Annotated in this window: 14 protein-coding genes; 6 read left to right on the forward strand and 8 right to left on the reverse strand. The window is 47.0% G+C overall.

From position 1 onward, the window contains the following. The first annotated feature begins 253 nt into the window (after positions 1-253). Complete coding sequence (locus tag ABGV42_RS11580) at positions 254-1960, forward strand: methyl-accepting chemotaxis protein (protein ID WP_347381781.1); 1707 nt, start codon at positions 254-256, stop codon at positions 1958-1960. Positions 1961-2113: 153 nt separating this feature from the next. Here ABGV42_RS11580 and ABGV42_RS11585 read toward each other — a convergent pair whose 3' ends face one another. Continuing rightward, positions 2114-3103, reverse strand: coding sequence for a Gfo/Idh/MocA family protein (locus tag ABGV42_RS11585; protein WP_347381782.1), 990 nt, complete (start codon positions 3101-3103; stop codon positions 2114-2116). Between the two features lie 417 nt (positions 3104-3520). Between ABGV42_RS11585 and ABGV42_RS11590 the strand changes: the two genes are divergently transcribed. The 4 genes from ABGV42_RS11590 (at position 3521) to ABGV42_RS11605 (ending at position 7117) form a co-directional block, all read left to right on the forward strand. Then, positions 3521-5152, forward strand: a complete 1632-nt coding sequence (locus ABGV42_RS11590; protein ID WP_347381783.1) for a thiamine pyrophosphate-binding protein — start codon at positions 3521-3523, stop codon at positions 5150-5152. A 12-nt stretch (positions 5153-5164) separates the two neighbouring features. Continuing rightward, positions 5165-5533, forward strand: a complete 369-nt coding sequence (locus ABGV42_RS11595) for a carboxymuconolactone decarboxylase family protein (protein WP_347381784.1) — start codon at positions 5165-5167, stop codon at positions 5531-5533. 186 nt (positions 5534-5719) lie between these two features. After that, positions 5720-6070, forward strand: a complete 351-nt coding sequence (locus tag ABGV42_RS11600) for a hypothetical protein (RefSeq protein ID WP_347381785.1) — start codon at positions 5720-5722, stop codon at positions 6068-6070. A 54-nt stretch (positions 6071-6124) separates the two neighbouring features. Then, complete coding sequence (locus tag ABGV42_RS11605) at positions 6125-7117, forward strand: 3-oxoacyl-[acyl-carrier-protein] synthase III C-terminal domain-containing protein (RefSeq protein WP_347381786.1); 993 nt, start codon at positions 6125-6127, stop codon at positions 7115-7117. An 89-nt stretch (positions 7118-7206) separates the two neighbouring features. Here the strand turns inward: ABGV42_RS11605 and ABGV42_RS11610 are convergent, their stop codons facing one another. From ABGV42_RS11610 to ABGV42_RS11640, 7 genes are all read right to left on the reverse strand, one after another. Next, positions 7207-7776 (reverse strand): manganese catalase family protein, encoded by a 570-nt coding sequence (locus ABGV42_RS11610; protein ID WP_347381787.1) that lies wholly within the window; start codon positions 7774-7776, stop codon positions 7207-7209. Positions 7777-7918: 142 nt separating this feature from the next. Beyond that, the gene (locus tag ABGV42_RS11615; protein ID WP_347381788.1) at positions 7919-8194 is read right to left on the reverse strand and encodes a spore coat protein CotJB; all 276 of its coding nucleotides are present in this window, start codon (positions 8192-8194) and stop codon (positions 7919-7921) included. After that, a complete protein-coding gene (locus ABGV42_RS11620; protein WP_431523612.1) occupies positions 8184-8423 on the reverse strand; it encodes a spore coat associated protein CotJA in 240 nt (79 codons plus the stop codon). The genes ABGV42_RS11615 and ABGV42_RS11620 overlap by 11 nt, the downstream gene beginning before the upstream one ends. Before the next feature lie 231 nt (positions 8424-8654). Continuing rightward, positions 8655-10028: a hemolysin family protein gene (locus tag ABGV42_RS11625; protein ID WP_347381789.1), complete on the reverse strand. Its 1374-nt coding sequence runs from the start codon at positions 10026-10028 to the stop codon at positions 8655-8657. Between the two features lie 58 nt (positions 10029-10086). Continuing rightward, positions 10087-11223 carry a radical SAM/CxCxxxxC motif protein YfkAB gene (gene yfkAB, locus ABGV42_RS11630; RefSeq protein ID WP_347381790.1) on the reverse strand — a complete coding sequence of 379 codons (1137 nt, stop codon included), beginning with the start codon at positions 11221-11223 and terminating at the stop codon, positions 10087-10089. A 222-nt stretch (positions 11224-11445) separates the two neighbouring features. Beyond that, positions 11446-12564, reverse strand: a complete 1119-nt coding sequence (locus tag ABGV42_RS11635) for an HD-GYP domain-containing protein (protein ID WP_347381791.1) — start codon at positions 12562-12564, stop codon at positions 11446-11448. 69 nt (positions 12565-12633) lie between these two features. After that, complete coding sequence (locus tag ABGV42_RS11640) at positions 12634-14067, reverse strand: bifunctional metallophosphatase/5'-nucleotidase (RefSeq protein ID WP_347381792.1); 1434 nt, start codon at positions 14065-14067, stop codon at positions 12634-12636. A gap of 121 nt (positions 14068-14188) precedes the next feature. Here ABGV42_RS11640 and ABGV42_RS11645 point away from each other — a divergent pair, with 121 nt between their 5' ends. Next, complete coding sequence (locus ABGV42_RS11645; RefSeq protein ID WP_347381793.1) at positions 14189-14935, forward strand: molybdenum cofactor biosynthesis protein; 747 nt, start codon at positions 14189-14191, stop codon at positions 14933-14935. The last annotated feature ends 123 nt before the right edge of the window (positions 14936-15058 follow it).

Consider the following 15058-nt stretch of genomic DNA (forward strand, 5'->3'; position numbering starts at 1 on the left):
CATCGTTCCCTTTCCATGATAAACACAAACGTTTGGCAGTGTAAACCGAACACTGTAAAAGGTTAAAACCATAACGTCGTATGAAACGATACATACTTTATACAAAATATAAACAATCTATGTACAAACATACTTTCTTAAAGTATAATACTGAAAAAAATAGTTCCAAAGTTCCTGATCCATAAGTCCTGCAAACTGTTTTTTTCAAGTTTTTTCGACAAATACATATACCCAAAAGAAAGGAATAGAAATCATGAAGAAACGGAGAACATTCAAAATTTTTTATAAGATCGGGCTGGGTTACCTGTTCGTACTGGCCGTCCTGGCAGGAAGCATTCTAATGATTCAGAACAGTATTGGTCAGCTGCAGCAGGAGCTGGATTATCTGGTCGATCACGACATGAAAGTGCATGCCTTGACGTATGAATTGGAGAATATGGAGAAGGGACAGCGTGGTTATGTTATTACAGGACAGGAAAATTACCTTGAGCCCTATACAAACGGGAAGGAGCAGCTTGTTGAGCTCAAGGATCAGTTAGCAGGGCTTATCTCCAATAACCCGGCGCAATTGGCATTATTGCAAGATATACATAGCGCCATGGACCATTGGATTCAAGTGGCTGGAGAGCCGGTTGTCGCTCTGCGTCAGGCTAATGATCTTGATGCAATCCGTCAGTTTTTTGCAACAGATCCAGGCAAAGCAGATATGGACGAGATCCGCAGTTCCCTTATTACTTTCCGGAACAACGAACTGGCTTTGACAGATACACGTACAGGAGCATTAAAACAGAAAAATATGATCCTGAACTGGGAACTATACGGAGCTCTTATTCTTGTTGCCCTGATTTCAATCTTTGCGGCACTGATTTTATCCCGCGCCATTGTAAAAAACATTCGCACAGTTACCCATGCGCTGAATGACATCGGTTCCTCCAATGGTGACCTGACCCTGCGCATCGCCACCCCGATGAAGGATGAAACGAGAGAACTTGCCGAGTCTGCGAATACGATGCTTTTGGGTTTGCAGCAAATGATGCTGGACATCCAGCGTAATGCCACTGTTCTAAGTACGGCATCGGATCGAATGGACAAAGGGGTGGCGGACAGCCACCTTGCCGGTAAAGAAGTAGCGGCAGCCATGGAACGTGTAGCTGAAGGGGCAGATGAGCAGGTCGCGCTTACCCAAACCATGGTTGCAGCGATGGAACAATCCCAGACCGGGCTCAGCCGGGTGGCTGCATCTGCCGCAGACGTAGCTGAACGGGCGGTACGCACCGAATCCATAGCGATGGACGGACAGCAGCGTATTGATAATGCAGTTGTCAAAATGGAAGCGATTGAGCAATCCTTCCTCTCTGTACAGGAAGCCATTAACGATATTTCCAAAATGTCCGATCAAGTCATCAACATCGCTGATGCCATGTCAGGGATTGCGAGACAAACCAATCTGCTAGCACTGAATGCCGGCATTGAGGCAGCACGCGCAGGAGAAAACGGACGTGGCTTCGCCGTTGTCGCAGCAGAGATTCGCAACCTTGCGGACCAAAGCGCCACATCAGCCAAGGAAATTACGAGCATATTGGAAACGGTGGTCGCAGGTGTTCATAGCACAGTGGATGTTGTAGATGAGAGCACGGTTCATGTTAACGAAGGACTGCGGACCATCGAGGACGCAGGTCATGCCTTTGCAAATATTACACAGCATATACATGACCTCAGCGGTCAAATGATGGATGTATCCGCGGTGGTTGAAGAACTCACATCGGGCAGCGAGGCTGTCATGAATTCCATTAACAAAGTATCCATCGTTGTGGAAGATACCGCATCTGCTACGGAGGAAGTATCTGCCATGACCGAAGAACAGCTTGCCTCCTTACAGGAAATGAGCGACACTTCCAAACAGCTGAATCAAATGTCCGATGCACTCGACGAACTGGTGAAACGGTTCAAGCTGGCTTAACCGTGTATTCACAGCATCTGAAGCAAAAGAAGCAGCTGCCACTTTAAGGCAGCTGCTTCTTTATTGTTTTTTTATTTTGCAAAAGTATAAATTGGCTAAGCTTATTGTTGGTTCCGGCATCTGATTCAAGGCAATATTACCGAATAACGGAGGCTAGCGGCTGATCTTGATCGTATTTCCCTCTGGATTGCGCAGAGCCTCCAATACCAGTTGGGCACGGTATCCGTCGTTAAAATCATATATTTTGGCTGGCTGTCCCTGAATACGAGCAATTACATGTTTGAGAACAGGCAGTTCTCCCAATGATTCATCCACCTCTACTGGTGCAAGCGGCTGTCCAACTGGCCCCATCATCAGTTCTTCCCAATTTTCCAGAGCGATCGTGCCTTCGGTTCCGTAAACGACCATAGATACCCGTTCCTCACCTGCAAAATGAGCAATTCCGTCAAGCTGAATACGGGTTCCGTTCTCCAGCTTCATCACAGCCTGTACCTCATGTTCACATTCTTCCGTATTTTCGGGGTACTGGACCTGGCTGCTCACCTCTGTGATTGGACCAAACACATGCTGTATCATATGGATCCAGTGGATGCCCACTTCAAGGATGAAGCCTCCCTGATCACGGCTTGAAATCCATGAATTCTGCTGCCATGCACGCGGCCACTGAGGGAATTGCAGAATCAGCTCTATTTTACGAATCGCACCTACTTTGCTCTGCTCCACCAGCTCCTGCAACTTCAATACGGATGGTTCATGGGGCATGGAGAAATGAATGGCATGGACTACTCCTGCCTGATTCGCTGTCTCCAGCATTTCTTTGGCCTCTTCTATACTGTTCGCCAGCGGTTTCTCGCAAAACACATGGATCTTCCGCTCTAGGGCCTCCATGACGACAGGATAATGATATTTAGGCGGAACGGCAATGTACAACAGATCCATTTCGTGCTCATCCAGCAGCTGCTTGTAATCGTTATATGCGCTAATTTCTGCATGGGAGTCAGCAAAATTCCTGAGCGTTTCTTCGTTTGCTTCACAGACAGCTATCAGCTTAATACTTCCATTCAGTTCTGCTTTCATAGCCTGTTGAATCATATGTAAACCCATTTTCCCTAACCCGATCACTGCCATTTTCAATACTGTCATTACTTCTCACTCCAATCTGATTTCCATTATAACAGAAGTTAAATATGATCCGTTTTTTTGCGTTAACATGCAAAGAATGGCATATATAGTTAGGCATATGGACAAGTAACATTTCAGTTTATATTGGGGTTCTTTGATTTACATATAATGTAAATCAAAACACTTAGGACATTTGTTTCAGGAACATATAACCATATATTTTTCCTTATATCCCTTAAGGGCTTAAGCGTTACCAACCTAAGAATCAGGTACTTTTACTTATAAAAATAAGTTGACAAAAAACCACATAAAAAGATAACCTTCGTATTAACAAGGATATATTTCCTTTTACAACCTTAGACAACCACTTGCATTCGAAAAAAATCGGATTATACCCTATGGGTCTTAAAACCTATTTTATGAAGCGAGGTGTCCCGCATGAAAACCGTTGCGGACTATTTGGCAGAAACGCTGTACAAGCTTGGTGTTACTCACGTCTTTGGTATTATCGGAAAATCGATTTGCCCTGCTGTCCTGAAGATGGTGGATCACGGCCTTGAGTTCATTCCGGGTCGCCACGAATCGAGTTCGGGGTTTGCAGCAGCAGGTTACGCTCTCCAAACCGGACGGCTGGGTGTTGCATTTGCCACTTCAGGTCCAGGTGGAACCAACCTTCTAACCGCTGCGGCACATGCCAAAGCGAACAACCTTCCGGTGTTGTTTATTACCGGGCATCAATCCATTCAGGAATTGGGCATTCCCCAGTGCCAGGATTCTTCTTCCTATCTGGCAGATCTCGCAGAGATGTTCAGACCCGCTACGTTATTCAGCAAACTGGTGGAGCGTGGCGATCATTTCGGCACACTGCTCAATCATGCCCTTTCCACTGCACTCGGCCCGAACAAAGGTCCGGTTCATCTCTGTTTACCCTTTGATGTTCAGACCGAACTGCTTGCTGAATGCCGAGTTGTCATGCCTGAACCCGAGCCTCTAATTAGCGTCTCGAACCTTAATCGAATTCTCCCCCTACTTCACAAGTCCAGTCACCCATTAATTATCGCAGGTAAAGGCGTCAATCGAGCCAGAGCCCATGATGAGCTATTGCAATTTGCAGAACAATTCCAAATTCCTGTCATCACGACTCCCGGAGGGAAAGGTGCCATCGCCTGGGACCATCCGTTATACCATGGACCTTGTGGTGTCGGTGGCTTCCCGCATGCAGATGAATTGCTCAACCGAAGTGACCTCTATATCGTGCTTGGATCGCGATTAAGCGACATGACGATCTGCAATCTCAAACCGGAAAATCATCCTGCGCATCTTATTCAGTTCGATACGGATCCTGCCTTTGTCGGTAAAATACTCAACTCTCAAACCTTACATATTACTGGCGACCTAAAAGACAATATGCAGTTTTTGCTTGGCACCCTAGCCAAATATGCTGCCCCCGCGAGAGAAAATTCAGCGATTGACTACACTGTCCCCCTGCCAACTTTGCCTAGCCTCTCACTTGCATCGATTTTAGATGAACTGAGCGATATGCTGCCGTATGATCACAAACTATTTGTTGATGACGGATCTCACGGTTTCCACGCTGTACAGCGATACAAAGTGAAGAAACCTGGCAGTTTTGTGTTTGACGCCTACTTCGCCTGCATGGGCAATGCCATTGGTATGGCTATCGGCGCCAAGGCAGCAGCACCAGACGAGACGATCGTCTGTATTACAGGGGACGGATGCTTCATGATGCTCGGAGCCGAAATCAATTCTGCCGTATGCCACAATCTGCCGGTCATCTTCATCGTAGTGAATAATAAACAGCTTGATATGGCGCTCAAAGGTATGCAGAAAACAACAGGCCGGATCGATGGGACCTTGTTTGAAGTACCTATGGACGCGTCGAAGTTTGCTGAATCTCTCGGTGCAGCTGCTTTTCGGGCAGAAACACATGCCGAGTTCACCGCTGCACTCAAGGCAGCTCAGGAACTGAACCAAGTGGCAGTAATCGAGCTGTTAACGGACCGTGACGAGATTCCGCCTACGGCCCATCGTACCGTGAATTTGAACTAGGAGGAGCAAAAAATGAGTGAACAGGTTGTTCAGGGGCTGGAGCATTTCGCGAATCTTTCTGGAGAGTACGGAGCCAAAGCCTTGGCGCCCATTAAGGAACATTTTCCCGAGTTGGCTGAATTCATTATGGGTACAGCTTACGGAGACATTTTCCAACGTACCAGCATTTCGGATCAATGGAAAGAAGTTGCCGTTATTTCCTCACTGATTACACAAGGGCAGTTCGAACAACTGGGTGTTCATTATGTGATGGCGCTTCGTGTCGGGGTTACCGTGGAACAACTCAAAGGGGTCTTGCTTCATTTGGCACCCTGCGTGGGGGCTCCCCGTGTTATTAGCGCTTTTAACGTACTGCTTGCGACACTAAATGAAATCCAATAATTCACTATTCTACATATTTATACACAATTCGACTTTATTCTTGATCTCATGACATCCGCGCCTTTATAATATGGGTAAATTATCCTCGATCTCAGCATACATCCTAGAAGCCATTAATGATGGCGATGACAGCCTTGTCCCTGGTTACAGGATAGCCTTAACTCATTTAAAGGAGAGAGAACCATTATGGGAAGCTTTATACTCAAGACTGACGTTCCAAACAAGGTGCTTAACATTGAACTGGAGGGCTCTTTCTCTCAAGAAGATGGATTGCGTTCCATCTCGGCTTATCAGGATACGATTGATCCTATTGACCCCACGGAGTATGAACTGCGTATCGACTGCAAAAAGTTGAATGTCACGGCTCCTGAAATTGTACCTCTGCTTGAAGGCTGCTTGGCGCTATTTAAAAAGGACGGCTTCAAAAAGGTTGTACTCACACTCGAAAATAATGCCATTTTGAAAATGCAGTTGTCCAGGCTTGGACGTGCTGTCGGACTGGACAACCTCGAAATTATATCTACCGTTACCACCTAATAAACCAGGCGGACAAGTTGTGGATCCACCCATCCGCTCAAGAGGAGAATGAAGATGGCCGGAATTCGTATTGTAGATATCGATATTTATCATCCAACGCACCAGGTGGACAATGACTTTTACATTGAACATTTTGATGCGAGAGGGGTAGATATTCGGGGATTGTTAAAAGCGCTCGGACGTGATAAACGTTACAAAATTAACAACGATGATGAGAACTCACTAAGCATGGCCTTTGAGGCAGCCAGCAACCTTTTGGAAAAGACCGGACTGACCGGGGCGGATATCGACCTGATTGCCTACGCTAGTCAAACGCCGGAATACATTTTCCCTACGAATTCCTTAATGATTCATCATCTGATTAATGGAGCATCCCATACGATCTGTATCGACAGCAACGCCAATTGTGCCGGGATGACGGCAGCCTTTGAACAGGTTAGCCGGCAAATGCTGGGGAATCCCAGAATCCGAAGAGCACTGATTATCGGTTCGGATTACGTGGCCCCACATGCCAGTCCTGATGATCCTGTCTACTATGCCAATTTCGGCGATGCAGCAGCAGCTGTCATCATAGAACGCGACGAACACGCAGCTGGATTTATTGATTCCATATATCAAACGGATACCTGTGTGTACGGCAACTCCCTCTTTCCTGCTCAAGGTCTGGCGAAACTGGGACAGACCGGGGTGGACGCAGGTGCTTTTCATGTAAAATTCACACCTTTCGATGATTCGATCTGCGTAGATGCGGCTTCCGAATCCATTCTTACTCTGTTAGGACGCAACGAGATTGCGGCCGATCAGATCAAAGCAGCCTGCTTCTCCCAGTTATCCATCGGTAATATTCGTGCGGTATCGGAGAACATTGGTATTGCCAATGATGTTGCCGTCTACATTGGAGATGAATTCGGTTATACTTCAACCAGCAGTCCTTTTATAGCCCTGCATCGAGCCATAACCTCAGGTCAGGTTCAGCGTGGTGATAAAGTGTTGTTCTGGACGGTTGGAGCCGGGTGGCAAAATGTTGCCATGGTGGTCGAATACTAAGTAGGTTTTTACTCAAACCAAAAGAAGGATGTCCTTTTATACTTCAAAGGGGCATCCTTCTTTTTAAGATGTTAAGGTAGGTTGCATGATCAGAAGATTTTCTTGGTTTCCCGATCATCCTTCAGGATCTCAACCGCTTCACGGAAACGCAGCGAATGCACGATCTCCCGTTCTCGCAGAAACTTCAGGCTATCCTGCAGGTCCACGTCATCCGTCAGATCAATTAACCATTGATATGTAGCCCTAGCCTTCTCTTCCGCAGCAATATCTTCATATAGATCCGCTATAGGGTCACCCTTGGCTTGAATGTAGGTTGCGGTGAAAGGTACACCTGCGGCATTATTGTAGAAAAGGGCCTTGTCATGATTCACATAGTGAGCATCCAGGCCTGCGTTCTCCAGCTGCTCAATGGTAGCATCTTTGGTAAGCTTGTAGATCATCGTTGCAATCATTTCCAAATGAGCAAATTCCTCTGTAGCAATGTCGTTAAGTAGACCAATAATTTTGTCCGGAATGGTATAACGCTGATTCAGATATCGAAGGGCAGCAGCCAGTTCCCCGTCTGCTCCACCATACTGTTCCATCAGTAATTTGGCCATATGAGGATCACATTTACTTACCCTAACAGGATATTGCAATTTTTTCTCGTATACCCACATGTTGGAATATTCCTCCTTCAACGATTTGAACTGAGTGTGATCCCATTCGGATAGTTCTTTCTTCCACTTCCCGGGTATCCCGATTCAGTTTTTCCTGGAAAACCCGGGTACGGTATACTTTCAAAATCAACTCAAACGTCCACTACACCTGCCAAGGCCAAGGTGCCTCTGACCACTGCCAAGGATACTTGGAGAATGCATGCCCAAAGTTCATGAGTGGTCCATACAACTGCTGAAACTCATGAGCTACCCTCATCCGCTCCTGGCTAAACTTGTTATACTGTTCAATACTCTGATAGTCCCCCGGGTGAGTATCCAGATACAGATTCAGCTCCACCAGCACAAAATCCAGGGCTTGCAGTTCCTCCAGCAACTCATAATATCTGGCGTCACACGCTTTCGCTTCTTCAGGCTCCATCTGTTCCTACCTCCCTCCCCTTTGTTTTTTTGGATGTATAGGGACTGTATAGCGCAGGCCACAACGTTCCGAGTCTCAGTGCTTCTGCCGGACTGTATTGGGGCCAGCCCATCGGCTGGAATGGGATAAATAACTGCGGAGGAACAAGGTATGTTTTGATTTCAATCGGTTTACACGGATCAAACGGCCCCACAAAAGGGGCATATGCGCGAAGCTGTGGATCAATCACTTCCAAACGCCTCCCTTCATTGAAATTTTGTATTCGTCAGTCAACAACCAAGCCCTTGCTTTTCCCGTCTATTATCCATATGTCATCATTCTTAAGTTAATCCCAATTCAGCCAAAACAGACCACGGAATTTCCAACCCTTCTTCATTTCAAAAAAAAAGACCCCTGGTCACTCCCCCCACGAGAAGTGTTCCAAAGGTCACATTTTCGATATGGTATTCCGCATACATCACTAATTGTCCGATTTAGGCTCGTCCTGCGCCTCTTCCAAAGCAAAAGCCTCTTCTTCAGAGACCGGGCTCTTGTACACTTTGACTCGGGTAATTCGTAACCGGGTGGATTCCTCCACTTCAAAAACATAACCGTTCTGCTCCCGTGTTTTACCTTTGGCAGGGCTGCCTTCAAGCTCTTTGAACAACCACCCGCCAATGGTATCCACTTCTTCATCATCAATGATGGCTCCAGTCCATTCATGGACCTCTTCAATAAGGGATCGTCCATCAATGGAGAAGGAGTCGCCGCTGCGTTCCATATGGGGTCGCTCATCCTCGAACTCATCGTACAGATCCCCTACGATCTCCTCCAAAATTTCCTCCGCGGTCAATAATCCGGCGGTGCCGCCGTATTCATCGACAACCAGGGTCATCTGGGAATGCTTTTTCTGCATTAGTCGGAGTACATGACTGATTTCCATAGATTCAGGAACATTCAAGATAGGGCGAACGAGTGAAGCCAGGTCCTGCTGCTGCTCCGGCGTCGCCAAAAGCAGATCCGTAATATGGATAAATCCGATAATTTCGTCTTTATCCTCAACGGCAACTGGATAACGGGAGTGCTTCGTTGCATTAATAATTTTCAGGTTCTCTTCCAAGGACAAATGGGTATACAAACAATCCATATCCGTACGTGGCAGCATGATTTCACGAGCAAGCATATCCGAGAAATCAAAGATATTATCCATCAGTTTGATTTCATCCTTGTCAATAACACCGCTCTTCGCACTCTGCTTCATCAATATCCGAAGTTCATCCTCAGAATGGGCTTCGCCTTCACTGGCAGGTTCTATCCCTGCCAGCCGCAGCAGCGCATTGGCCGACGCATTGAGAATCCAAATGAACGGGAAGAAAATTTTGTAGAACAGAAGCAGCGGTGCAGATAAAAATAGAGCCACTCCATCTGTTTTCTGAATAGCAAGCGACTTCGGTGCAAGTTCTCCAAGCACAATATGCAGAAACGTAATGATACAGAAACCGATGATTACGGACACGGTAGAGATCAGTCCTGTATCCGCAACCCCCAGTTTGAACATAAGCGGCTCTACCAGCAATTCGGATATCGCCGGTTCACCGAGCCAGCCGAGCCCCAGGGATGTCAGTGTAATGCCGAACTGGGTTGCCGACAGATAAGCATCCAGTTTGCCATTCACCTTCAGTGCATACCCAGCCAGTCGATTTCCCTCACTCTGTAATTGAGTCAAACGGGTCTGTCTGACTTTAACCAGAGAAAATTCTGCTGCGACAAACACGCCATTCAAAAATACGAGCAGAAAAACGCAAACCAAATTGAACAGCAACTGCCCGAGATGAAATTCGGTATGAATATCCAAGTCGACACTCCCCTTTTTCTATCTATTTCAGGAATATACCTGGAATATCAGCGCCTAATCAGCGCGTAATTGCTTTTCTGGATTTGAAATCCACACCTTTATAATACATGTCCGCCACCAGCAGGTTAGGGCCGCAGCAGGACGCAGCATCACAGTGACAGTTAACGGTCTGATTAAGCGGATGCTCCGCAGACCATTCATGGAACACATCATCCAGCTTCCGATCCCGAATGTTGCCAAAGGCAGGGATGTCGGCAAAATCTGTAACGTACACATTGCCTGTAAACATGTTGACGTTAACGCGATTTCGACCATCCGGATCATTGCGTACGGTCACATTAGGCTCACTGTACAGGCGATTGATCAATTCCCGATCCTGGTCTGCCGCACTGCAAGCAAAGAATGGAAGTGTTCCGAACAACATCCACATGTCTTTGTCGCGCACATCCAGCAAGCGATGGATGGCTGCACGCATATGGTCCAGAGACAGGACAGGCAATGTGGAAGCAAAATTCGAGTTATACATCGGATGTACTTCATGACGTACACAGCCCATCTCCCGAATCAGTTGATGGATCCCCTCCAACTTGTCATGAGTACGGAAATTAATCATGGATTCAGCAGAGATAAACATGCCTGCTTCACTCAGTTTGCGCGAATTTTCTATCATTTTCTCATACATTTTCACTGCGCCTTCACGCTTGACAGGTCTGCCGCTGTTAGCAAAACCAACTTGATGGAAATCATCGGCATTCAGGTAGTTGAATGAGATATGCATCACATCAAGGTATGGCAGCAGTTTCTCGTAACGACTGAGATCAAGCGTCAGGTTGGAGTTGATCTGTGATCTTATGCCGCGCTCCTTGGCGTATTTCAGCAGCGGGATGATCATTTCATCCACTGTCTTTTGACTGAAACTTGGCTCACCACCTGTCAAACTGATAGTCTGCAGATGCTCCACTTCGTCCAGCCGCTTCAGCATAAGAGGCAGTGGCAGTGCGGGAGCTTCACGCATCGTGAGCATATCCCCTACAGCACAGTGCTCGCATCGCATATTGCACAGATGAGTCACGGTCATTTCAACACTGGTTAACACGTGGCGTCCATACGTACGCAAAGAGCCGATCGGATCCCATGGATCATTAGTCGGCGATAAAGGCATCGGTTCAACCGATCCTGAGTTTAGCATGGTCATTGTTCTTCACCTTATTCCTTTTATTAACCTAAAAAGTTTAATTTACATCAGACTTCGTCATGATCTTTTTGGAGCTATCTTTTATCATAGCACAATTTTAAACGTTTCGGCATGAAGCGCTCTGTCCATTACATGACAAAAACGCCCATACAACTCCAGGGCCAGCCCGGCCCGGATATTGCTATGAGCACAGCCTCCCTGCTGGCAATAGTTAAACAGCGATCAAGAAAATTCATCACAGGAAGGAATCGGAGGTACGCCTTCATCCCCTTCAACGCCAGTGACCATAACCGATAACGCTGTAGACAAATCTATTTCATAAGGAGCCTTTAACGTCTGTCCATCGGCATCCTTCAAGACCCGGATCCGTGGACGCTGTGGAATACGCGAATCGATGGATGCAACCACTCCTACTTCACCCGTACTCAGCGTTACGGAAATACCTACGGGGTAAATGGCCACGCAGTCACGGAACTTCTCCAGCATGCGCTGCTCATACAGGGAGCCGGAGCCTGTGTACAAAACCTCTACCGCCTGATGAGGCAATAATGCCTGGCGGTACACCCGATTGCTTGTCATCGCATCATATGAGTCGGCTAGAGCGATCCACTTGGCATAATCATGAATTTGAGGACCCTTTAGACCAAACGGATAACCACTGCCGTCGATTCGTTCATGGTGCTGCAGGGCACAATGTGCAGCCAGTAATGGTATGCCGGGTTCATCTTTTAAAATACGATGTCCATATGTAGTATGCTGCTGTATGATTTTAAATTCCTCATCACTTAATCTGGAGGGTTTATGCAAAATATCTGGAGCGATCTGTGTCTTTCCAATATCATGCAGCAAGGCACCTAGTCCAATTTCCATCAGCTGCTGTCTGGAATACCCTGAGGCTACGCCCAAAACCAGTGTATAAACACATACGTTCAAGGAGTGATTGTACAGGTCAAAATCACTGGAGTTCATATCCATCAGCATAATCATGGCTTCCTTTTGACCGCCGATGTCTTCCAGAATCGTATTCATCAGACCACTCAGCGTCTTGCCAAAATGCGGAATCCGGCTCTTGGTTTTCAAACCCGACATACTCTGAAACTGCTGCTTGATTTCTACCAACGCCCTGCGTCTGGTTTCTTCCTGAAGCATATCGGGAACGATAATATCCTCCGTCGCTGCTTCCTTAATATATACGTATCCTACGCCCAAGTCTTTCAGACGTCCTATCAACCGCTCGGTCAGTTCCACATCTTCACTCAGCAGAACCAAACCCTCTTCGCTATAAATCCGTTTCCCCAGCTTCATGCCAGGCTGCAATAGGTTTATATGTACCAAACGCACAGCCTATCCTCTCCCGCTCCGTAGATGTAATTTCCACTAGCCGCCGCTTCAGCAGAAGGCAAGTACTCGTTATATTCTTTCATGCCAGCGGGATCGCAGGCTGTTATCCAGCGCCCCTGGTCTTTTTAACTCGATCTCCAGCAAATCCCGTATAAATTCAGGAAGTCGATATGCGATCTCGGTTCCCCGGGCTAACGAAGGATATCCCACATTGAACGTAAACATGTCTAGTGTTCCGACCACATATTCCTGTTCATCAGCCATTGGCTTACCCTCAACATATAATGCACAGATCTTTCTATGTGGAGCACCTTGTGGATCATACTCTACTTCCATTCCATCCACACACACCGTACCAAGTATTTTCCCGCGGAATCCGAACCCAGTGATGGGTTTGTCGAAAAACTCAGGGAGCAAGGATTGCTCCAATGCTTCACGAATCTCACTGCCTTTCAGCCTTATTGTACAAGCATTGATCGGAGAAGGACATAGGGAATGCAACATTCCCTTGCTGATATCCCCTTGAGGAAGTTCACCAAGGAGTTGACCCGCGTTAACCAGTGAGAGCTGCGCTCCCGTGAAATGCCTTACAGCCTGAGCAAGCAGTGATGCGAATGGTGACTCCCTCTCATATTTTATCGGAAGAGTTCGGTCAATTATTACAGCCGTCTGTCCAAGAGCACGCTCTGCCTCATCACGATGTGCGGCGATGGCCAATGTAACCTTCTCATCCAGCATCTGATCCTTCAATGGAAAACAGCCACTACTAACCAGTTCAAGCTTATTCGCATTGCTATCCCGTTCCAGTACGACTTTCCCAAGCCACTGGCCGAATTTTCCGGCTGCTCCCAGCACCGCATTCCCAATGACCAGAGGTTCTTCGAGCACATGGTGTGTGTGTCCGCCAAGAATAACGTCAATGCCCTCAATCTGCTCCGCCAGTTTCCGATCCGTTGATAGGCCCAGATGTGAGAGTATAATGACGACATCCACATTAGGGCGTAAGGCTTCAACTTGCTCACGAAGTGTCTCCACCGGGTCAAGCAGCTTCCATCCCAGCAAGTCGTAAAAAGCAGTAAAAGGTGCCGTAGCTCCGAGCAAACCTATCCGAAATGGACCTTTCTCCACAATGAGGGAAGGCTTCATCCAAACTGGAGGGAGACCACTGGCCTCTTCCACAACATTCCCGCATACAACTGGACATAATAGTCCTGTATATGACTGTGCCAGCTGCTCCGGCGTAAATGTCAGTCCCTCGTTATTACCAATCGTTATGGCATCATACCCCGTCAAATTAATTACATCGACGTTGGCTCCCCCAAGTGTGCCCTCCGTCTCTATTGCCATACGATCCATATGATCCCCGATATCCAGAACTAGAACGTTTTCGCTCTGTTCTCTCTCTTGTCCAATCATGGCGGCGATAGAGCTCATGGAACCAAAATGACTATGGATGTCATTGGTGTGCAGGATGGTTAATGTTTGTTTTTCCTTGGTGCTCATCACACCGCCTCCTCTCAGTCCTTGCATAACGTGCATTCCTCTAATAGATAAGCATAACATTTTCCGTGTCGTTATGATATATTGAAAGGGTTTAGAGATAAAAATGAGGTGACGCATAAGCATGATACTAACCATTCAACTGTTTGCAGGCATTGCCGAACGTCTTGGCACTTCACTGCTTGAATACGAATATACAGAGAGTCCTCTGACCGCAGCTCTTCTAAAAGAAAACCTGGCCCTCGCCTATCCCGAGGCTGCTTCACAGATTCGAACTTCCTTTCTGGCAGTAAACCAGCAGTATGCTCCTGCCGATACAATCATTCAGACCGGGGATGAACTCGCCTTAATCCCTCCAGTCTCCGGAGGAGACGGTAGCGGAGACTCCAAGGATGAGCATAGGTCTTCACTCTCCGAACATCGTACCCCGGACGGTATGTTTATGATTACCAAGTCCCCCCTGTCTGTGGAAGCAACAACGGCTCTGGTCATTACGGCAAACCACGGAGCAGCACTGACTTTTGTGGGTACAACTCGTGAAATGACCGGGGAACAGCGAACGATACATCTGGAATATGAAGCTTATGTACCTATGGCACTTTCTCAAATGGCTAACATCGGAAGTGAAATCTCCGAGCGCTGGCCAGGCGTCAGATGTGCAATCAGCCACCGGATTGGTCAAGTTGACGTGGCAGAGATTAGTGTCGTTATCGCAGTCTCCTCGCCTCACCGCAGCGATTGTTATGATGCCAGTCGCTACGCTATCGAGAGACTGAAACAAACGGTCCCGATCTGGAAAAAGGAAATATGGGAAGATGGTTCCGAGTGGAAGGGACATCAATTGGGACCCTGGAACCCCTTGGATAATTAATAATTAGTCATTACACCTCTTGCAAGGCTAATTAAATTAGTAAATAAGTCGTTGTCAACCCATTTTTTTCTTGTTATTATAAGCATATATGTCGATATAAGTCGAGGAAAAGGTGGTTTATAC

The sequence above is a fragment of the Paenibacillus pabuli genome (assembly GCF_039831995.1).
In the GTDB taxonomy this organism is placed as follows: domain Bacteria; phylum Bacillota; class Bacilli; order Paenibacillales; family Paenibacillaceae; genus Paenibacillus; species Paenibacillus pabuli_C.